The organism is Candidatus Chloroploca sp. Khr17, assembly GCF_004138165.1.
In the GTDB taxonomy this organism is placed as follows: Bacteria; Chloroflexota; Chloroflexia; order Chloroflexales; family Chloroflexaceae; genus Chloroploca.
Window position 1 is genome coordinate 20,846 of the sequence record NZ_RYFF01000003.1, and the last position, 15,383, is coordinate 36,228.

Sequence of the window (15,383 nt, forward strand, 5' to 3'; positions counted from 1 at the left end):
GACACAGAGGTTACGAACTACACGAAAGCATTGAGCACCCGGCACGTTCGCGGGCCCAGTCGGGGCGTTTCTGGATGAACGGGGCGCTGACGGGCTGATCGTCGTATGGTTTGCGGAGGGCGTTGAGCAGGGCGTGAATGCGACTCGGGTCGCCCTCTTCGGCAAGATCAATGGCCTGTTGGGCCAGATAATTCCGTAAAACAGTGCGTGGATTGACCGCGTTCATCTGCGCTCGACGCTCGGCGGGGTCGCTGCGATCGCGGCGCACACGGGCCGCGTAGTGGTGAATCCAGGTGGCAAAGCTCTGCTCGTGGCGGGTGAAGAGGTCATCACGATAGAAGGCCTCACGCAGGGGCGCAAGCGATGGTGCGGCGGGGTTGAGTTCGGCCAGACCGCGGAAGAACCAGGTCATATCTACTTCAGCGATCTGCATCAGCCGATACGCCTCGCTGACGAGCGCCTGATCTTGCTCGTCAAAGCTCTTGAAGCCAAATTTTGCCGCCGTCATGGTGCGCTGTTCTGCCAAAAAGACCACAACATACCGATCCAGGCTGGCCTGCAAGGTCTGCTGATCTGGAAAGAGACTGGCAAGCGCCCCAGCGAGACAGGCTAGGTTCCAGTGCGCAATCTGCGGTTGATGGGCAAAGCGGTAGCGTCGCCCGCTCTCATCGGTCGTATTGGGCGTCCAATCGGGATCAAAGTTGTCGACCCAGCCATATGGCCCATAATCAATCGTCAGTCCGAGGATCGACATATTATCGGTATTCATCACACCATGCACAAAGCCGACCCGCATCCAATGCGTGATCATGTGCGCCGTGCGCTCACAGATCGCTTCAAACCAGCGGCTCCGCAGCGTCGCGGGATCGCCTTCAAGTTCGGGAAAATCGCGGTTGATCGTGAAATCAACGAGTTGCGCCAACAGATCGCGGTCGCCACGGGCCGCCAGGATCTCAAAATTGCCAAAACGAATGAATGAAGGCGCAACCCGACAGACAATCGCTCCCGGCTCGGGGCGGGCATGTCCATCGTAGAACATATCGCGGATGACCTCTTCGCCGGTTGCGACCAGGCTGAGCGCCCGGGTTGTCGGCACCCCGAGGTGGTGCATCGCCTCACTGCAGAGGAACTCGCGGATCGACGAGCGCAGCACGGCCCGCCCATCGGCGGTGCGCGAATAGGGCGTGAGTCCGGCCCCTTTGAGCTGCAATTCCCAGCGTTCGCCAGCGCGGTTGATCACCTCGCCGAGCGTAATTGCCCGCCCGTCACCCAATTGCCCGGCCCAGTGGCCGAACTGATGCCCACCGTAACAGGCCGCATACGGCTGCATCCCCCTGACCAGCGCATTGCCCCCAAAGACCTGGGCAAAGGCCGGTGACGTGATCGCTTCGTGGCTCAGATCGAGCAACGTGGTAACTTCCTCAGCGTAGGCCACCAAGCGTGGTTCGGCCACGGGTGTGGGCAGCACCGGTGACCAGCAGGCGTTCAAAACCTGCCGCGGATGCCGACTCTCTTCGGGATCGCCGGGGAGCTCGGTCACAAAACGATTGTCAAAGCGCCAGTTTTGCATAGAAGAACGACTTTTTCTAGATCTGCTAATAGATAAATTCCGATAGATGATACAGAACAACTTTTGCAGCCGGATCAACTCGGGTTTTGAGCCCTGCCTTGAGGTGGGCAAGCTGGACTTCAATGGCCTGTTCGTCGAGGGGTTGGCTGTTCGCGTCGCGCAACTGAGCGAGATAGGGGCTATCATCGGGCACCATGAGGGGCGACAGATAGACCAGATCGCCCTCGCCGAGGCCCATCGCGCCAACGATGCTCAGCGAATTGGCGACGTGCTGCGCCGCGAGGCGTTCGCCCCCGGCCCCCGCGAGCAGGATGACTCCGACACTGATCCCCGCCGCCTTGATCGCCTGCACCACCTCAACACAAGCAGCGGGCGAACCGGGCTTATTGAGCAACCCAAAGACCTCGGGGTCGCCCGTTTCGAGGCCCAGGTAGATCCGGCGCACTTGGGCCTCGCGCAGTTCACGATAATCGGCGACCGACTTGCGTTCAGCCCCGAAAATATCGAGAAACGCATAGATCCCACGCAACGCATTGCCCGCCCCTAACGCAAATTCACGCTGCACCACCTCAAGCAGCTCACGCAGGCGGGGCTGGGGGATGATTAACGCATTGGCATCACCGAGGAAAATGGCATTGCGCAGCCCCATGCCACGCCCGAGCAAGGCCTGCACCTGATGAATGTGTTGACATAACTCATCAGTCCCTTTGATCCGAAAAGGCCGGTCGTGGTACAGCGTACAGAACGTGCAACGGTTCCAGCTACATCCTTCGGTTGCCTGTACCACCACAGCCTGATAATGATCAGGCGGAAGAATAGAGATCGGCTTGTAGACCGCATCGAAGCGTTTGCGTTCAGCCTCAAGCCGAGGGACATCCCAGGCGAGGATGCGTTCGAGCCAATCCTTGAGCGCAGGTTGCTGGGCGGCTTCAAGTTGACCAGCAAGATGGCTCATATGCGTGACCATCTCGTGCAGAAAGGTCTGCCGTTCATCTTGATTCAGCCTATGGCGGAGTTTCTGCCCGGGAGCCAGGGACTGCTTGCGCAACACATCGCCCCGCAGGCCACGTCGATAATTGATCCCCTCGCGAAACGCGCCGATCAGCCGTCCTTCGCCATCGAACGAATAGCGGTGGGTAAAGTTATCGGCAAGCGTAAAAAAATGCGGTTGCACATTGAGTGACAGCACATGCTGGTCGGGCGTCACGATTGTCTGCGCACCAGTAAGCGAAGGTTGCATACGAAACTCCCTGCGTAGGCCCACATTCATTGTACACGGTGTCACGACCTTGAACAAGGTGGTGCCTCCCAAGGAGCAATGCTTTTCACAGAAGACGGTTTTTTGACGCAAAGGCACAGAGGCGTAACGCTTTGTCGTGAACCGCCTCGTGGGGAAATATCGACGTATTGCTGCTCATATTCCACTTGTGCCAGCAGAAGGAGGGGTCAGGAGCCAAAGCTTTATTTCTGGTCAACCTTCGCGCCTTGGCGCCAAAAAACACCCTATCCTCATGGTAGAAGCGGGCCAAGGTGCATATCTGGTAGAATGATTCCCGGAGTGCTTGCCTGGGGTGGCGTGAGCTCGCCTTTGCAAGCGCAACTGGAGCTGTGGGACACCGCCCTATGTGCAGTGTCGATCAATCTGTATTGGGAGTTCGAGCATGAAGCTACGTTCTGATGGAGTGTTTCGTTCGTTACGGTTATTGCTTTTTGTTGCTTTGTTGATGGGGATGGTCGGGATGGCCTTTGGAGTTGCCTCGACCACCGCTGAGCAAGGCTCGCCTACCTCAGGTGGCTTGACCGCCTACATGCCCTTTGCGGCCCTGCCGCAGCCGCCCGCGCCGCCGCCACCCCCGCCGCCGCCACCCCCGCCCCCCTTCCCTGCGCGTCAGGTGACGATTCGCCCGGTGCCGTTGACCCAGGTGCAGCGCGGCACAACGCTGTCGGTTGAGTATCGCTTTCGTAACCAGAGCAGCACTGATTTCATTGCAAGCGATACCTTGCAATTAGTCTATCAGTCGCGCTTGCTCTCCTTTACGTCGGTCAGTCCGGCCCCTGGAGATCGTTATCTTGCCCATGATGGCAGCACCGTGACGGTTGAAGTGAGGAATATCGCGCCGGGTGAAGAGCGTCGCGGGCGGATCAATTTCTTTGTGCGCCGCGATGCGCCATTGCAGTCACGAATTGCCCTTTTTGCGGTCTTCCGCTGTACGCCAGCCCAGACCTGCAACTCGAACCTGTCTGAAGTGGAAGTCCTTGCCAATGATGATGAGAGCACAACTGGTGGCATCTTTACCATGGGTGTTTCGCCGGATCGTGGCCCGATTGGCACAGTTCATGTCTTTCAGGGGTCACGCTTCCTGCCCGGCGAAGAGTTCCGCACTTGGCTCAATATGCCCGGTGGCGGGGTGATGCCCCTCTCGATCACCGGGAATGCTGATGCCCAGGGCAATATCCGCTTTACCTTTGGCTCGGGTGGGCTGACCCAGGCTGGCTTCTATAGCATGGTGGCCCACGGGATGAGCAGTTCGGTGCAGAATGTGGCCCCCTTCATTGTGCAGATCAATGGTCAGCCCGCGACGATGCCCGGGATGGCAGGCGGGGCTGAGTTGATGGTGCCCGTGAATGCGTTTGAAATTCCGGCACCCCCCATGCTCGCCGGTACGGGTGGCCTTGCCGGTACGGTACGTGATGCAACGGGAACCGGGTTGGCCGGGATTGTCGTCGAGGTACTCGATAGCCAGGGTGACATCATTACCGTCACGCGCACGATTACCGACGGGATCTATACCGTCGCAACCGGTCTGGAGACAGGCACCTACACGGTGAAAGCGTTGCCCGGCGCAACAGGCGATCCGGCGTTGGCGCTGTTCGGCACGGTCAGCAGCGATCCGGTGCAGGTCACCGAGCCGAATGTAACCCCCGAGGTCAATCTGCTCGTGCCGGCGGTGGGGGCTGTCCGTGGAACCGTGACTGCCGCTGGTACGCCCGTGGGTGCTGTGCGGGTGACCGCAGTTGATGCTGACGAGAACCCGGTTGCCGGCACCCTCACCGACGAAACCGGTACCTACACCTTGAGCAATGTCCCGGCAGGGACCTACACGCTGCGCTTCGATCATCGAGCCATACCCACGAGTGGGGCTTTTGGCTCGACGACGCTGGCCGATGTTGCCGTGACGGCGGGTCAGATCAGCCAGGTTGCGCCCATCGCTCTGCCGGCTTCGACGCAAACCGGCGCCATCCGTGGCATGGTCAAGGCCGCTGATAGTCAGGCCGGGCTTGGTGGGGTCATTGTTGTCTTGGCCCGCCTTGGGGCGAATGAGGCTGAATTCCCGTTTGTCACCGTGACCCAGACTGATCCCGATGGCACCTATGTCAGCAAGCCACTTCTCCCTGGGGCCTATCGTGTGCAGTTTGTGACCAGTTTTGCCTCGGTGACTACCACCCTCGGCTATGGTGGCACACTCTATGCGAGTAACCCGGTGACTATTACCGAGGGTCTGCTGGTCTCGAATGTTGATGCCGAACTGGTTGCCGGTGGCAGCATCACGGGAACTGTCAGCGGCGATGCCGCTAATGGGCTTGCCGGGGTTCTCGTTGTAGCTACAGATAGCAACAACATCATCCGTGCGCTGGCGCGTACCAATGCAACCGGTGGCTATCGTATTGGTGGGCTCGAGGCGGGCGAGTATACCGTGCGCTTCCTGGCAAGCCGATCACCCAATGCCGAGGTGCGGGCGTTCTTCAACAGCGCCCTCGATCCGCTTGTGCTTGGCGCAGGCGAAAACCTGAGCAACCGCGATATCACGTTGAATCGCGGCCATCAGATCATTGGCACAGTGACCGCCGCTGCTACCGGCGCACCGCTGAGCCAGGTCATCGTGATCTTTGAAGATGACTTGACCGGCAGTGTCATCGGGGCGACCTTGACCGACGCCACGGGGTCCTTCAGCTCAGCGGCAGTTGACGGTGGGCGCTACCGTGTCCGGTACACCACACGGCTCTCGCCGGATGCAACGACGCGTCTCTATCAGAGTGTTGATGGGGCTTCGTTCATGGTGCCGCGTTCACTGGGCACAACCAGGCGTGATATCGCCCTTGAGCTTGGGGGCGCGATCAGTGGCCGGGTCAGTGCTGCCGCTTCGGGCGAAGGCCTGGCCGGCGTTGCGGTGGTGGCACGGGTCAACGGCAACGCCGTCGGCAGTGTGGTCACGGACAACTTTGGCCAGTACGACCTGGCTGGTCTGCCGGCTGGTGAAGTGACGTTGGATGTCTATACCGAAGCGACGCCGCTGCTAACGGTTCGCCGTTACACGAGTGCCGTCGCCAGCGCAACCGTGACGGTGGTGGTTGGCACCACGGTCGAACAAAATCTGCAACTGGATCTTGCGCCATAGCTTCTGATGGTCGCGCATGCGCACAAAAACGGCCAGCGAAGCTGGCCGTTTTTGTGCGCATACGTATCGATCCTTAGCCGGGTGCCCCTACCATCGATTCAGAGCGCCGTGCCAGGGCCGCATTCCGGGCCAAGAGCGTCCCGCCAACAGCAAAGAGGAAGCTGAGCAGATAGACGAACCATCCCAGGAACGGCACCATGCCAAGCAAAACAATGACGGTAACACCCAGCATCAGCGTCGCGAGGCGGCTCGCATAGCGCCCGGTTGCCTGGAAAATGGCCTGCCCGAGCCAGAGACCCGTAACGAGGGGGCTGAGTGTCCAGATCAGCACGATGGCACCGGTTAAGAAGAACCCAAACATGATCGCAGGCAGAGGCCCCCAGAAGAGCAGCAAGATGACACCGATCAGGGTTGAGAGCAAGGGCACGCCGACGAGCAAGAGTGCGGCCACGAGGCCATAGAGCAGGGCTTTGCCAGGGCTCATCATAATGGCTCCGGCAGGGGTTGCCAGGGCCTGGGGTGCAAAACGCAACAGCAACCATGCGGCACCAGCAAAACCAAGCAGCACTAACAGCAAGCGCAGCGCCTGGCTGAAGAGATTTGACCCACCACCAGTCGTTGCACTTGTTGCCGCTGGTTCAAAGCGGATCTCGGCAGCGGCCTGATCAGGGATGCTGATCTGCTCAGGAGCGGTATAGGTCAACTGACCAGCCACGCGTGCGGTGTCGGCGACCTCCAACGCGCCCACGCTCAACTGCGCATTGCCCTCCACCGTGCCCTCGAGCACGGCGCTACCGGCTGCCACCAGAACATCATCGCCGATGGTGCCCTCAAGTTGCACCCCACCGGCAGCCACGATCACGCCACCACCCACCCGCGCATCTGGGGCCACGACAAAGCCCTGCTGCACTGTACGTCCACCGATAGGTGGAACAAAACCTGCGGGACCATCGCCACCGCCTGCCGCAACGAGCACGTGGTCACCGACCTCACCATGAATGATCACCCCGGCGGCACCGGCGCGCAGATCGTCACCCACAACGCCATTGATGCGCACCTCGCCCGCGAGCGCGAGCAGATCGCCTTCAACCGCCCCATTTACCTCAACAAGACCGGCGAAGACCACAAGATCGCCTTCAACCGTCCCATCAATATAGACCTCACCTGCGGTGACGATCAAATCAGTCGTCACGACCTGACCAGCCTCTAAGCGATAGACCTCGGTATTCGCCAGTTCAGCCGCGAGTGCTGGGCGACTGATCAGCAAGGCCAACCCACCGACACAGAGCACGAGCAACCAGAACCTTGTCGTTGTCCGCATAGAAACTCCTTAGCGGCTGGCTGAAAAGAGTGTCAGCACCGTTCGCCACCATGTGGTGTGCCGTTGGAGTGCCGGCTTTAGCCGGCTAAAGTCGGCACTCCGGAGCAACCCGTCGACGTTTCAGGCAGCCTGTCAGCACTTTTGTGTCGCTGATCGAAAAAGCCAGCTTAGCTGGCTTTTTCGATCAGCGACACACCGGATTGTAGAGCAACCGCCCTAATCAAGGTACCCACGCAGCTTCTTCCCCAGGTGAGGATGGCGCAACTTACGCAGGGCCACCGCCTCGATCTGGCGAATACGCTCACGGGTAATACCAAACTCCACGCCAACCTCTTCGAGCGTGCGATAGCGCCCATCCTTGAGGCCATAGCGCAGTTGAATAATCTTGCGCTCGCGTTCGGGAAGTTTTTGCAGCACCTCTTCAATCTGCTCACGCAGCATCGAAACGGCGGCGGCCTCAGAAGGGGTCGAGATGCGATCATCCTCAATGAAATCGCCCATCCGCCCTTCACCCTCCTGTCCAACCGGCATCTCGAGGGAGAGCGGATGCATACTTGCTTCGAGGGTACGGCGCACTTTGCCAGCGCTAATGCCCATCGCCTCGGCGATCTCCTCTGGGGTTGGCTCACGCTGCATCGACTGCTGGAGCTTGTGGCTCGTGCGTTTGACCTGGCTAATCGCCTCGCCCATATGCACAGGCAGCCGGATCGTGCGACTCTGATCCGCAATCGCCCGTGTAATCGCCTGACGAATCCACCAGGTGGCATAGGTCGAGAACTTATGCCCCTTGGTATAATCAAACTTCTCGACGGCACGCATCAAGCCAATATTGCCCTCTTGCACCAGATCCATCATGGTCAGGCCATAGGACGTATATTTTTTGGCAATCGAAACCACCAGGCGGAGGTTGGCCTGGATCAAATGCTGGCGTGCCTCTTGGCCCTGGGCAAAAGCCCGCTCAAGCAAGAGCCGCTCACGACTGGTCGCGTACTCTTCACGTTCGAGGGCGACTTTCGCCGCATCGCCTGACTCCATCGCCTTGGCGAGTTGCACCTCTTGGGCCGCAGTGAGCAGAGGCACCTGTCCGATCTCCTGGAGATACATCCGGACAGGATCATCAAACGCAATGTCAGCCAGATCATGGATGTCGCTGACAGGTTCCTCATCACTGAGTTCGGTGGTTTTTTCCAGATCGGCCGCCGACTCAACGACTTTAATGCCTTCAGCTTGCAATCTAGCGTAGAGTTGATCAACCTCTGCAACTTCAAATTCTGGTTGCGGATACGCTTCAAGGATCTCACCATACGTGAGATACCCACGACTCCGGGCTAGCTCTAACAGCCGCTCGATCATCAGACCCGACTCCTGTGTGGATAGTTTGTGCTGCGTTACCATCCTAATCTCCAGGAAACGCCTGACACCACTCGCCATAACAAGTGCTGTCAACAGCAGTCGTATGTACTTCTATCATACCCATGCTGTCAAGCCTTTCCTGCCAACTTGCGATATCAACGCTCACCCTCTGCAAGGAGAGGCTCTTCAGCATAACACGATCATTATGGCATCGCAATGCCAAAGAACGATGAAGGCCCGAGCGAGTTTGTCACCCCACTCTGGCCCCTATGCCATCGTATGACCTGCATTAGCATAAAGAGAGGGCCGAGCTGGGTAGCTCCAACCCCATCAGGATCACACAATCGAAGGGACGCGATCCTGGCACCCCGTTGATGTACTGGTTGCTACTATAGCACTATCGCATGGGGAAAGTCAACCCCTTATAGCGACCGTTATTGGGCAAGGTGCCTGTGCGCCCAGGCCAACGCGGTGCCCCGAAGCGAGCCAAGGACAACGTTGCGCCTTTGCGCCTTTGCGTCAACATGGGTCAACCTGATGTGCAAGGTAGTCCCTTTAACCCGCTTGCTTCCGTACGGCTTCTTGGGCCGCGATGCGGCTAATGTGCATCGCAAAGTCGCTATCTTCGCCTTCAAGCAGCAGCGGCAGAGTCGTACGAAACTCTTCGCGCCGACACCACTCACGCATATAGCCCTCCCACGAGCGCCAGAGACGCTGCTGACGGGGGTGCATCACCTCTTCGTAGACGAGAATGTAGGCTCGTTCAAAGAGCGAGACGAGGATGTCGAAGATGATCAGGCGGCGTTCCTGCTGATCGTCGTTCAGTGGCGGCGCGGTGCCAATCATGCGCAAGTGGAGATCGGGGTGCTCGAGGATGAGTTTTTGAAAGCGGACATACTCATCGATCAGGGCGAGATAGACGGCTTCTTCATCACGTTGTTCGGCCAGGCGCTGTTCATGCACATAAATCACGATGGCATACGGCAGGCCAATAATGGTAACCATATAGCTCGCGATTTCAAGGATCGTCAGGAAACTCACGGTATGTCCTGTCGTTAGACAAGGTTTCAGGTTACTTTACAGTGTGGAGGCCTCCATCGCGTCCTGATGCGCTCGGCTCTTTCCTATTTTCTAGCTCCTAAATCCTTGTCTTACGCATCCAACCCGTGCCGTGACCAGCGTTCGGCCTGGCGCAGCAGGGCGTTGGCCCCAAACGCGAGCAGTGAGACCGCAAGCGCGCCGGCGACAATCTTTTCCTGGTTGCTGCTGCGCACACCGTCAAAGAGCAGCATCCCCAGGCCACCTGCATTGATGAAAGCGGCAATTGTTGCAATGCCAATGGTCGAGAGGGTTGCAATGCGGAGCCCGGCGAGCAAAAGCGGCAGGGCCAGCGGGAATTCAACGATGATCAGCCGCTGCCATGCATTCATGCCCATGCCATTGGCTGCTTCGAGGATCGCGGCGTCGATTTCGGTCATGCCAACCACAAGGTTGCGCACTAGCACCAGTTGGGCGTAGATGACGAGCGTGACCACTGCCGGCCAGTAGCCCAGACCCAGCAGTGGGATCAGCAAGACCAGCAACGAGAGACTGGGGATCGTGTAGAGTACCCCCAGCAACCCGAGCACTGGCCCACGCAGCCGTGGCACCCGTACGAGCAGAATGCTCGTGGGCACGGCGATGACCAGGGCAATGGCAAGCGCCGAGAGCGTCAGCCAGAGGTGTTCGATCAGCAGGCCGCCCACCGAGCGCCAGTTCTGCACCAGGTACGTCATCGTTGTGCTCCCAGGAGGGCTGGGTCACGGAGCACTGCTTGCAGCTGGCTCAGCGTCAAACGCCCACACATCTGCCCGTCTTCTACCACGACCAATCCCTCGTCACCGACGCTGAGCAGACGGGTCAAGGCCAAACGCAGGTCGTCCTGCGGATGCAGCGGGGTCAGGTCAGCGGGCGCGTGTGTCGGCGGTTGAGGATCAGGAAGCGCGAGGGCTCGTTCGACGGTCATCAGGCTCAACTGACGGAGCAGATCGCTCGCACCGGTCAACTCGGCCACAAAGGAATCTTCTGGTTGAGCGAGCAGCATCAGGGGCGGGGCAAACTGAACGATCCGCCCATGTTGCATCACCATCACCCGATCAGCGAGCCGCAAGGCTTCTTCGATATCATGCGTCACAAAGAGGATCGTTTTGTGCAATTGGCGTTGGATCGCCATTAACTCATCTTGCAGGCGGGTGCGCGTGATCGCGTCGAGCGCCCCAAAAGGCTCGTCCATGAGCATCATCGCCGGATCAGCAGCCAGGGCGCGGGCCAGGCCAACCCGTTGCTGTTGCCCGCCCGAGAGTTGCCGTGGATAGCGCTGGCGAAACTCACGGGGCAAGCCAACGAGTTCAAGCAACTCGTCAATCCGCGCTTCGATGCGGTCGCTCGGCCACCCGAGCAGCCTGGGCACCACCGCGATATTCTGTGCGATGCGCAGATGCGGAAAGAGCCCAGTCTGCTGGATGGCATAACCAATGCGCCGTCGCAACTCGGTGACCGGCATATCGCGTGCATCCACGCCCTCAATGAAGAAGCGGCCGCTCGTCGGCTCATACAGCCGGTTGATCATCTTGAGCAGCGTCGTCTTGCCGCATCCCGAAGGACCCAGCAAAACAATGAATTCACCTGGCTCAACCGTAAAGCTGACCGCATCAACGGCTGGCTGACTTTCGCCAGGAAAGTGTTTGGTCAGTTCGTCAGCAACGAGCATGCTCATGGATGGAACCCTTAGATCTAACGTGCGGGTTCATCTTCCTGCTGGGAGCGAGAGCGTCCCACCCTCGCTCCCAGCAGGAAGATGAACCTTTAGGTCAAGCCCTGACTGGTCAGGAAGTCACGCACGACATCGGGCACTTCGCGCTTGTCTGGCCCGTCAACTTCCCAATTGAGCCCCGACATTACTTCGCCCGTCAGCGTTGCGGAGAGCCGGTTGAGCAGGTCGGTGATCGTTGGGTTGGCCTCGAGCGTTGCCTGACGAATCACGGGGCTCACTTGATAGATTGGGTAGGCATTCTTATCGTCAATCAGGGGGCGCAAGCCGAGCCCGGCCAGTTGCCCATCCGTCCCAAAAGCGAGCACAACATCAACGTCACCACGGACGAGCGCCTCATAGCGCAAACCGCCGGCATCGAGTTGCACATAGTTGTCGCCGCCGAACTTCGGATCAAAGCCATAGAGGGCGAGCACAGCCTTGTTATCCTCACGCTCGGGAAACTCAGGCGGCCCACCAAGGCGCAATTCACCCGATAAGGGTACCAGGTCAGAAAAGCTCGTCACACCCAACTCGGAGGCTCGCGCTTCAGTCATGGCAAAAATATTGGTGTTATTGAACGGGGCTGGTTCGAGCCAGGTGATTTGGAACTGGCTTTCATAGCCTTCGCGCAGCGCAGCCAGAATGCCAGCCGCATCGGCGATGGGCTCTTGTTTGAGCACCTCGAGCAGACCGGTTGACGTATACTCAGGGTAGAGGTCAATCTCGCCATTGGTCAGGGCCGTATGGGCAATGGGCGTGGCCCCCAGGTTGAGTTTGCGTTCGACGGTAAAGCCATTGGCTTCGAGCATCTGGGCATACATTTCAGCGACGAGCAGCGATTCCGTAAAATTCTTCGAGCCGATCTTGATCGTCGGGCTGGCAGGTTGCCCGCCACCCGGCCCAGCCGCTGGCTGGCCTCCACAGGCGGCCAGTACCAGAACAAGCAGCAGGATCAGCGTTCCCGGACGCCATGCGCGCAACAATGTTCTCATCACGATGTCTCCTTATGAACGATACGAAGTTGCCCATCGCTCGGCCTGACCAAGCAGCAGATCGCTGCCTAGGGCGAGCAGCGCAATAGGCACTGCACCAACCAGCATAATGCGTGGCTCGAAGAGGGCAAAGCCGCGCGTAATAAAAATTCCGAGGCCACCGGCCCCGATGAAGGCGGCTAGCGTCGCGCTTGAAATAACTTCAACCGCTGCGATCCGGATGCCTGCCAGAATGACGGGTAACGCAAGCGGCAGTTCGATCTGCAGCAACTGCTGCTGTACCGTCATGCCCATGCCCTGGGCGGCTTCAACGATGGCACGTTCAACGCCAAGCAGTCCAGCATACACATTGATCAAGATCGGGGGGAGGGCCAGCACCGTGAGGGCAATCAACGCCGGGGTGAAACCAGTGCCGAGGTAGGGTTGGGCCAGAAAGAGGATCGCCAGACTCGGAATGAGGCGCATCGCGCCAACCGCATTGATAAGATACTGCGCACTGGCTGCGTGACGTGCCGCCCAGATCCCCAGGGGCAGGCAGAGGAGCATGCTGATGCCAAGGGCTGTCCCACTCAAAGTCAGGTGGCGCCCAAACTCAGTCCAGAAGCGTGTCTGATTGGCGAGATAGTAGGCGTAGGCCTCGCCGAGCAGTTCGATCATGAGCAAAGAGTCTCCTGGAAGTTGTGCGGAATGACGCCGCCTATGGTCTTCTTTTTATGTTCGCACATTCACCGATGTACGTCAAATGCTATGGTAAGATGGTATCAGAGCAAGCCTGGAGACGAAAGGCAGCTATGGAGTTTTTTAATATTCATTTGACCGAGTTGCTGATTATTGCTGGCCTCGCTCTGGTGATCTTTGGGCCTGAGCGGTTGCCTGAACTGGGACGCTTCGCGGGCAAGCAGGTGGCCCGGTTTCTCGCCTGGCAACAGCAGTCACCTGAACTCCAGATGATCAATGAGGTGCGCGCTGAGTTTGAGCAAGAGATTGCGAGCCTGCGTGATGAGTTGGTGCGTACGCGTAAGCAGTTCGATATTTCACCTGATCTAACCAGTCTCCGCGAAGAGTTGCGCCCGATGCTACGTTTGACCGACTCGGCACCTACGCCTGCTGAGGCCGCAGATCTAATGAGTGGTGGCGATCCCGCCCAGACGATCCTGCCTCCGCGTGAGACGGAGGCCATAGCTGAGCTCGGGCCTGAGGTGGCGAACCTGACCGAGGTGGCACACCCGAATGGTGTCGTTGCGCCCGATGATCTCGCCGCGACTGTCCAAACGGTGAGTGAGCAACTCGCTGTGCCACCACCGCTTGTGCCTGCCCCTGCCGCAGGGAGCGTGCCGGCGGCTCCACCACGCCCGGCGCGGATGGCGGCGACCCAGCCTACGGGTGTGCTCAACTCAGTGCAAGACTGGGCTTCGGTTGCACCAGTCGAGGGAACAATTGCTGAACCGCAAACGTCTGACTCGCATGCGGCAATTGCCCAGCCTGAACCACAGCCAGCAACGGTAACGCTGAGTGTTGAAGAGCACGCCCACCTGGTGGGACAGCTTGAGGCTGTGACGATTGCGCTGCACCAGTTGGTTGCTGAATTGCGTGAACGTGGCCTCTTGAGCGAAGCGTGGTCGGCAGAGGGTGAAAGACAAGTGCAGGAGACGTTGTCACGGTGACGACCAAAACAGAACAAGCAACCACGAATCCACCGCCTCCCAGGAATGCTTCAGAAGATGAGCACGCGATGTCGCTCATTGAGCATCTGAAAGAATTGCGGATGCGCCTGGTGCGCGCGAGTATCGGGATTTTCATCGGGATCGGCTTCGGTATTTTCCTGGTGTTGGGGCCGTTCAAGCTGGTTGATCTCATTATCAATACCTTTGCACCCCTGACCGATCGCCCGCCTGTGCAGTCGGTTGGCACAACCGAAGAGTTTACCAGTTATATGACGGTTGCCCTGACGGTTGGCCTGATTATGGCGATGCCGGTCATTGTCTATCAACTGCTGGCCTTCATTGTGCCTGGTTTGAATGAACGCGAACGCCGGATTATCTATATCTCGCTGCCGTTTGTGACCTTTTTCTTTGCGTCTGGTCTTGCTTTTGGTTGGTTTATTACGGTGCCAACAGCGATTCGTTTTCTGATTGGCTTTTCAGGATCAGAATTAATCGAAAGCCAACCCTCAGTTGCCGACTTTATTCGCACCATTACGACCTTGCTCTTGATCAACGGCATTGTCTTTGAGTTGCCCGTCATCATCTATGTGCTGGCCTTTCTTGGCGTTGTCACCGCCAGTCAACTGGCAAAATATCGCCGGTTTGCCGTGCTGGCGGTCGTGATTATTGCCGCGTTGATTACGCCAACGGGCGATCCGATCAACCTGGCGTTGCTGGCCATTCCGATGTATTTGCTCTATGAGCTTGGAGCGATTATGGCGCACTTTGTGCCAAAACGCTGAACAGATTTGCGCCGCGCCCTTGCGCGGTGCTATACTGCAAATGAGGGATCGTTCGGCGCTGTCAGGTTAAACGGGAGGACAAAAGCGGATGGTCGAGCGCATCTGTCCTGTGTGCCAGCATGGCAATCCAATGGAAAATCGTTTCTGTGGGGCGTGCGGGGTTTCACTTGAGCAGCATGCCCTGGCGCAACGCCCGTCTGAGGCCTTGGTGATCGCCGGGCAGACGATCCCGCTCACACAGGTGCGTCAGGTGGGCAAAGCTGTCGCCGTGGGGCTCGCCGCTGTTGCGGTCGAGGCAGGGATCGCGTGGTTGCGACGCCGCAGTGAGCCGACGAGTCTTGCCGTTGCCCCGCAAACGACGACACTTACGCCGTCGCATGGGTTGCCGCAAGCCGAGGCTGTTTTCGGGGCGGTGACGATTGTTAGTCAACGTGTGGTTGAGATCTGGGATCATGGTAATTTGACCCGTCAAATTGTTGAAAAGCACGTCTGGAAAAAAGAGGGTTGAGTACC

13 protein-coding genes are annotated in these 15,383 nt (G+C 58.7%); 4 read left to right on the forward strand and 9 right to left on the reverse strand.

All coding sequences use genetic code 11. The annotated features are described in order from the left end of the window. Window positions 1–10 precede the first annotated feature (10 nt). Window positions 11–1,570 carry a YdiU family protein gene (locus EKD05_RS02650; RefSeq protein ID WP_129670771.1) on the reverse strand — a complete coding sequence of 520 codons (1,560 nt, stop codon included), beginning with the start codon at window positions 1,568–1,570 and terminating at the stop codon, window positions 11–13. Window positions 1,571–1,595: 25 nt separating this feature from the next. Then, window positions 1,596–2,810: a radical SAM protein gene (locus EKD05_RS02655; RefSeq protein ID WP_129670772.1), complete on the reverse strand. Its 1,215-nt coding sequence runs from the start codon at window positions 2,808–2,810 to the stop codon at window positions 1,596–1,598. Between the two features lie 421 nt (window positions 2,811–3,231). Between EKD05_RS02655 and EKD05_RS02660 the strand changes: the two genes are divergently transcribed. Next, entirely contained in the window at window positions 3,232–5,967 is a 2,736-nt protein-coding gene (locus tag EKD05_RS02660) for a collagen binding domain-containing protein (protein WP_165360553.1), read from the forward strand. Between the two features lie 73 nt (window positions 5,968–6,040). Here EKD05_RS02660 and EKD05_RS02665 read toward each other — a convergent pair whose 3' ends face one another. The 7 genes from EKD05_RS02665 to EKD05_RS02695 all read right to left on the reverse strand — a co-directional run bounded on the left by EKD05_RS02665 (window position 6,041) and on the right by EKD05_RS02695 (window position 13,081). Beyond that, complete coding sequence (locus EKD05_RS02665) at window positions 6,041–7,288, reverse strand: hypothetical protein (protein WP_129670774.1); 1,248 nt, start codon at window positions 7,286–7,288, stop codon at window positions 6,041–6,043. Between the two features lie 216 nt (window positions 7,289–7,504). Beyond that, window positions 7,505–8,641, reverse strand: coding sequence for an RNA polymerase sigma factor RpoD (rpoD, locus tag EKD05_RS02670; RefSeq protein ID WP_129670951.1), 1,137 nt, complete (start codon window positions 8,639–8,641; stop codon window positions 7,505–7,507). Window positions 8,642–9,196: 555 nt separating this feature from the next. Then, the gene (locus EKD05_RS02675) at window positions 9,197–9,682 is read right to left on the reverse strand and encodes a hypothetical protein (protein WP_129670775.1); all 486 of its coding nucleotides are present in this window, start codon (window positions 9,680–9,682) and stop codon (window positions 9,197–9,199) included. Window positions 9,683–9,792: 110 nt separating this feature from the next. Then, window positions 9,793–10,416, reverse strand: a complete 624-nt coding sequence (locus tag EKD05_RS02680; protein WP_129670776.1) for an ABC transporter permease — start codon at window positions 10,414–10,416, stop codon at window positions 9,793–9,795. After that, on the reverse strand, window positions 10,413–11,396 hold the full coding sequence (locus EKD05_RS02685; RefSeq protein WP_129670777.1) for an ABC transporter ATP-binding protein: 984 nt from the start codon (window positions 11,394–11,396) through the stop codon (window positions 10,413–10,415). Before EKD05_RS02685 ends, EKD05_RS02680 begins: the two co-directional genes overlap by 4 nt. An 89-nt stretch (window positions 11,397–11,485) precedes the next feature. After that, window positions 11,486–12,424, reverse strand: coding sequence for a glycine betaine ABC transporter substrate-binding protein (locus EKD05_RS02690; protein WP_129670778.1), 939 nt, complete (start codon window positions 12,422–12,424; stop codon window positions 11,486–11,488). Between the two features lie 12 nt (window positions 12,425–12,436). After that, window positions 12,437–13,081: an ABC transporter permease gene (locus EKD05_RS02695; protein WP_129670953.1), complete on the reverse strand. Its 645-nt coding sequence runs from the start codon at window positions 13,079–13,081 to the stop codon at window positions 12,437–12,439. Window positions 13,082–13,215: 134 nt separating this feature from the next. On the opposite strand from EKD05_RS02695, the gene EKD05_RS02700 reads away from it, so the two are divergent. From EKD05_RS02700 to EKD05_RS02710, 3 genes are all read left to right on the forward strand, one after another. Further along, window positions 13,216–14,088, forward strand: coding sequence for a twin-arginine translocase TatA/TatE family subunit (locus EKD05_RS02700; RefSeq protein ID WP_129670779.1), 873 nt, complete (start codon window positions 13,216–13,218; stop codon window positions 14,086–14,088). After that, a complete protein-coding gene (gene tatC / locus EKD05_RS02705) occupies window positions 14,085–14,870 on the forward strand; it encodes a twin-arginine translocase subunit TatC (protein WP_240695598.1) in 786 nt (261 codons plus the stop codon). The genes EKD05_RS02700 and tatC overlap by 4 nt, the downstream gene beginning before the upstream one ends. A 130-nt stretch (window positions 14,871–15,000) precedes the next feature. Continuing rightward, complete coding sequence (locus tag EKD05_RS02710; protein WP_240695599.1) at window positions 15,001–15,378, forward strand: zinc ribbon domain-containing protein; 378 nt, start codon at window positions 15,001–15,003, stop codon at window positions 15,376–15,378. Window positions 15,379–15,383 lie beyond the last annotated feature (5 nt).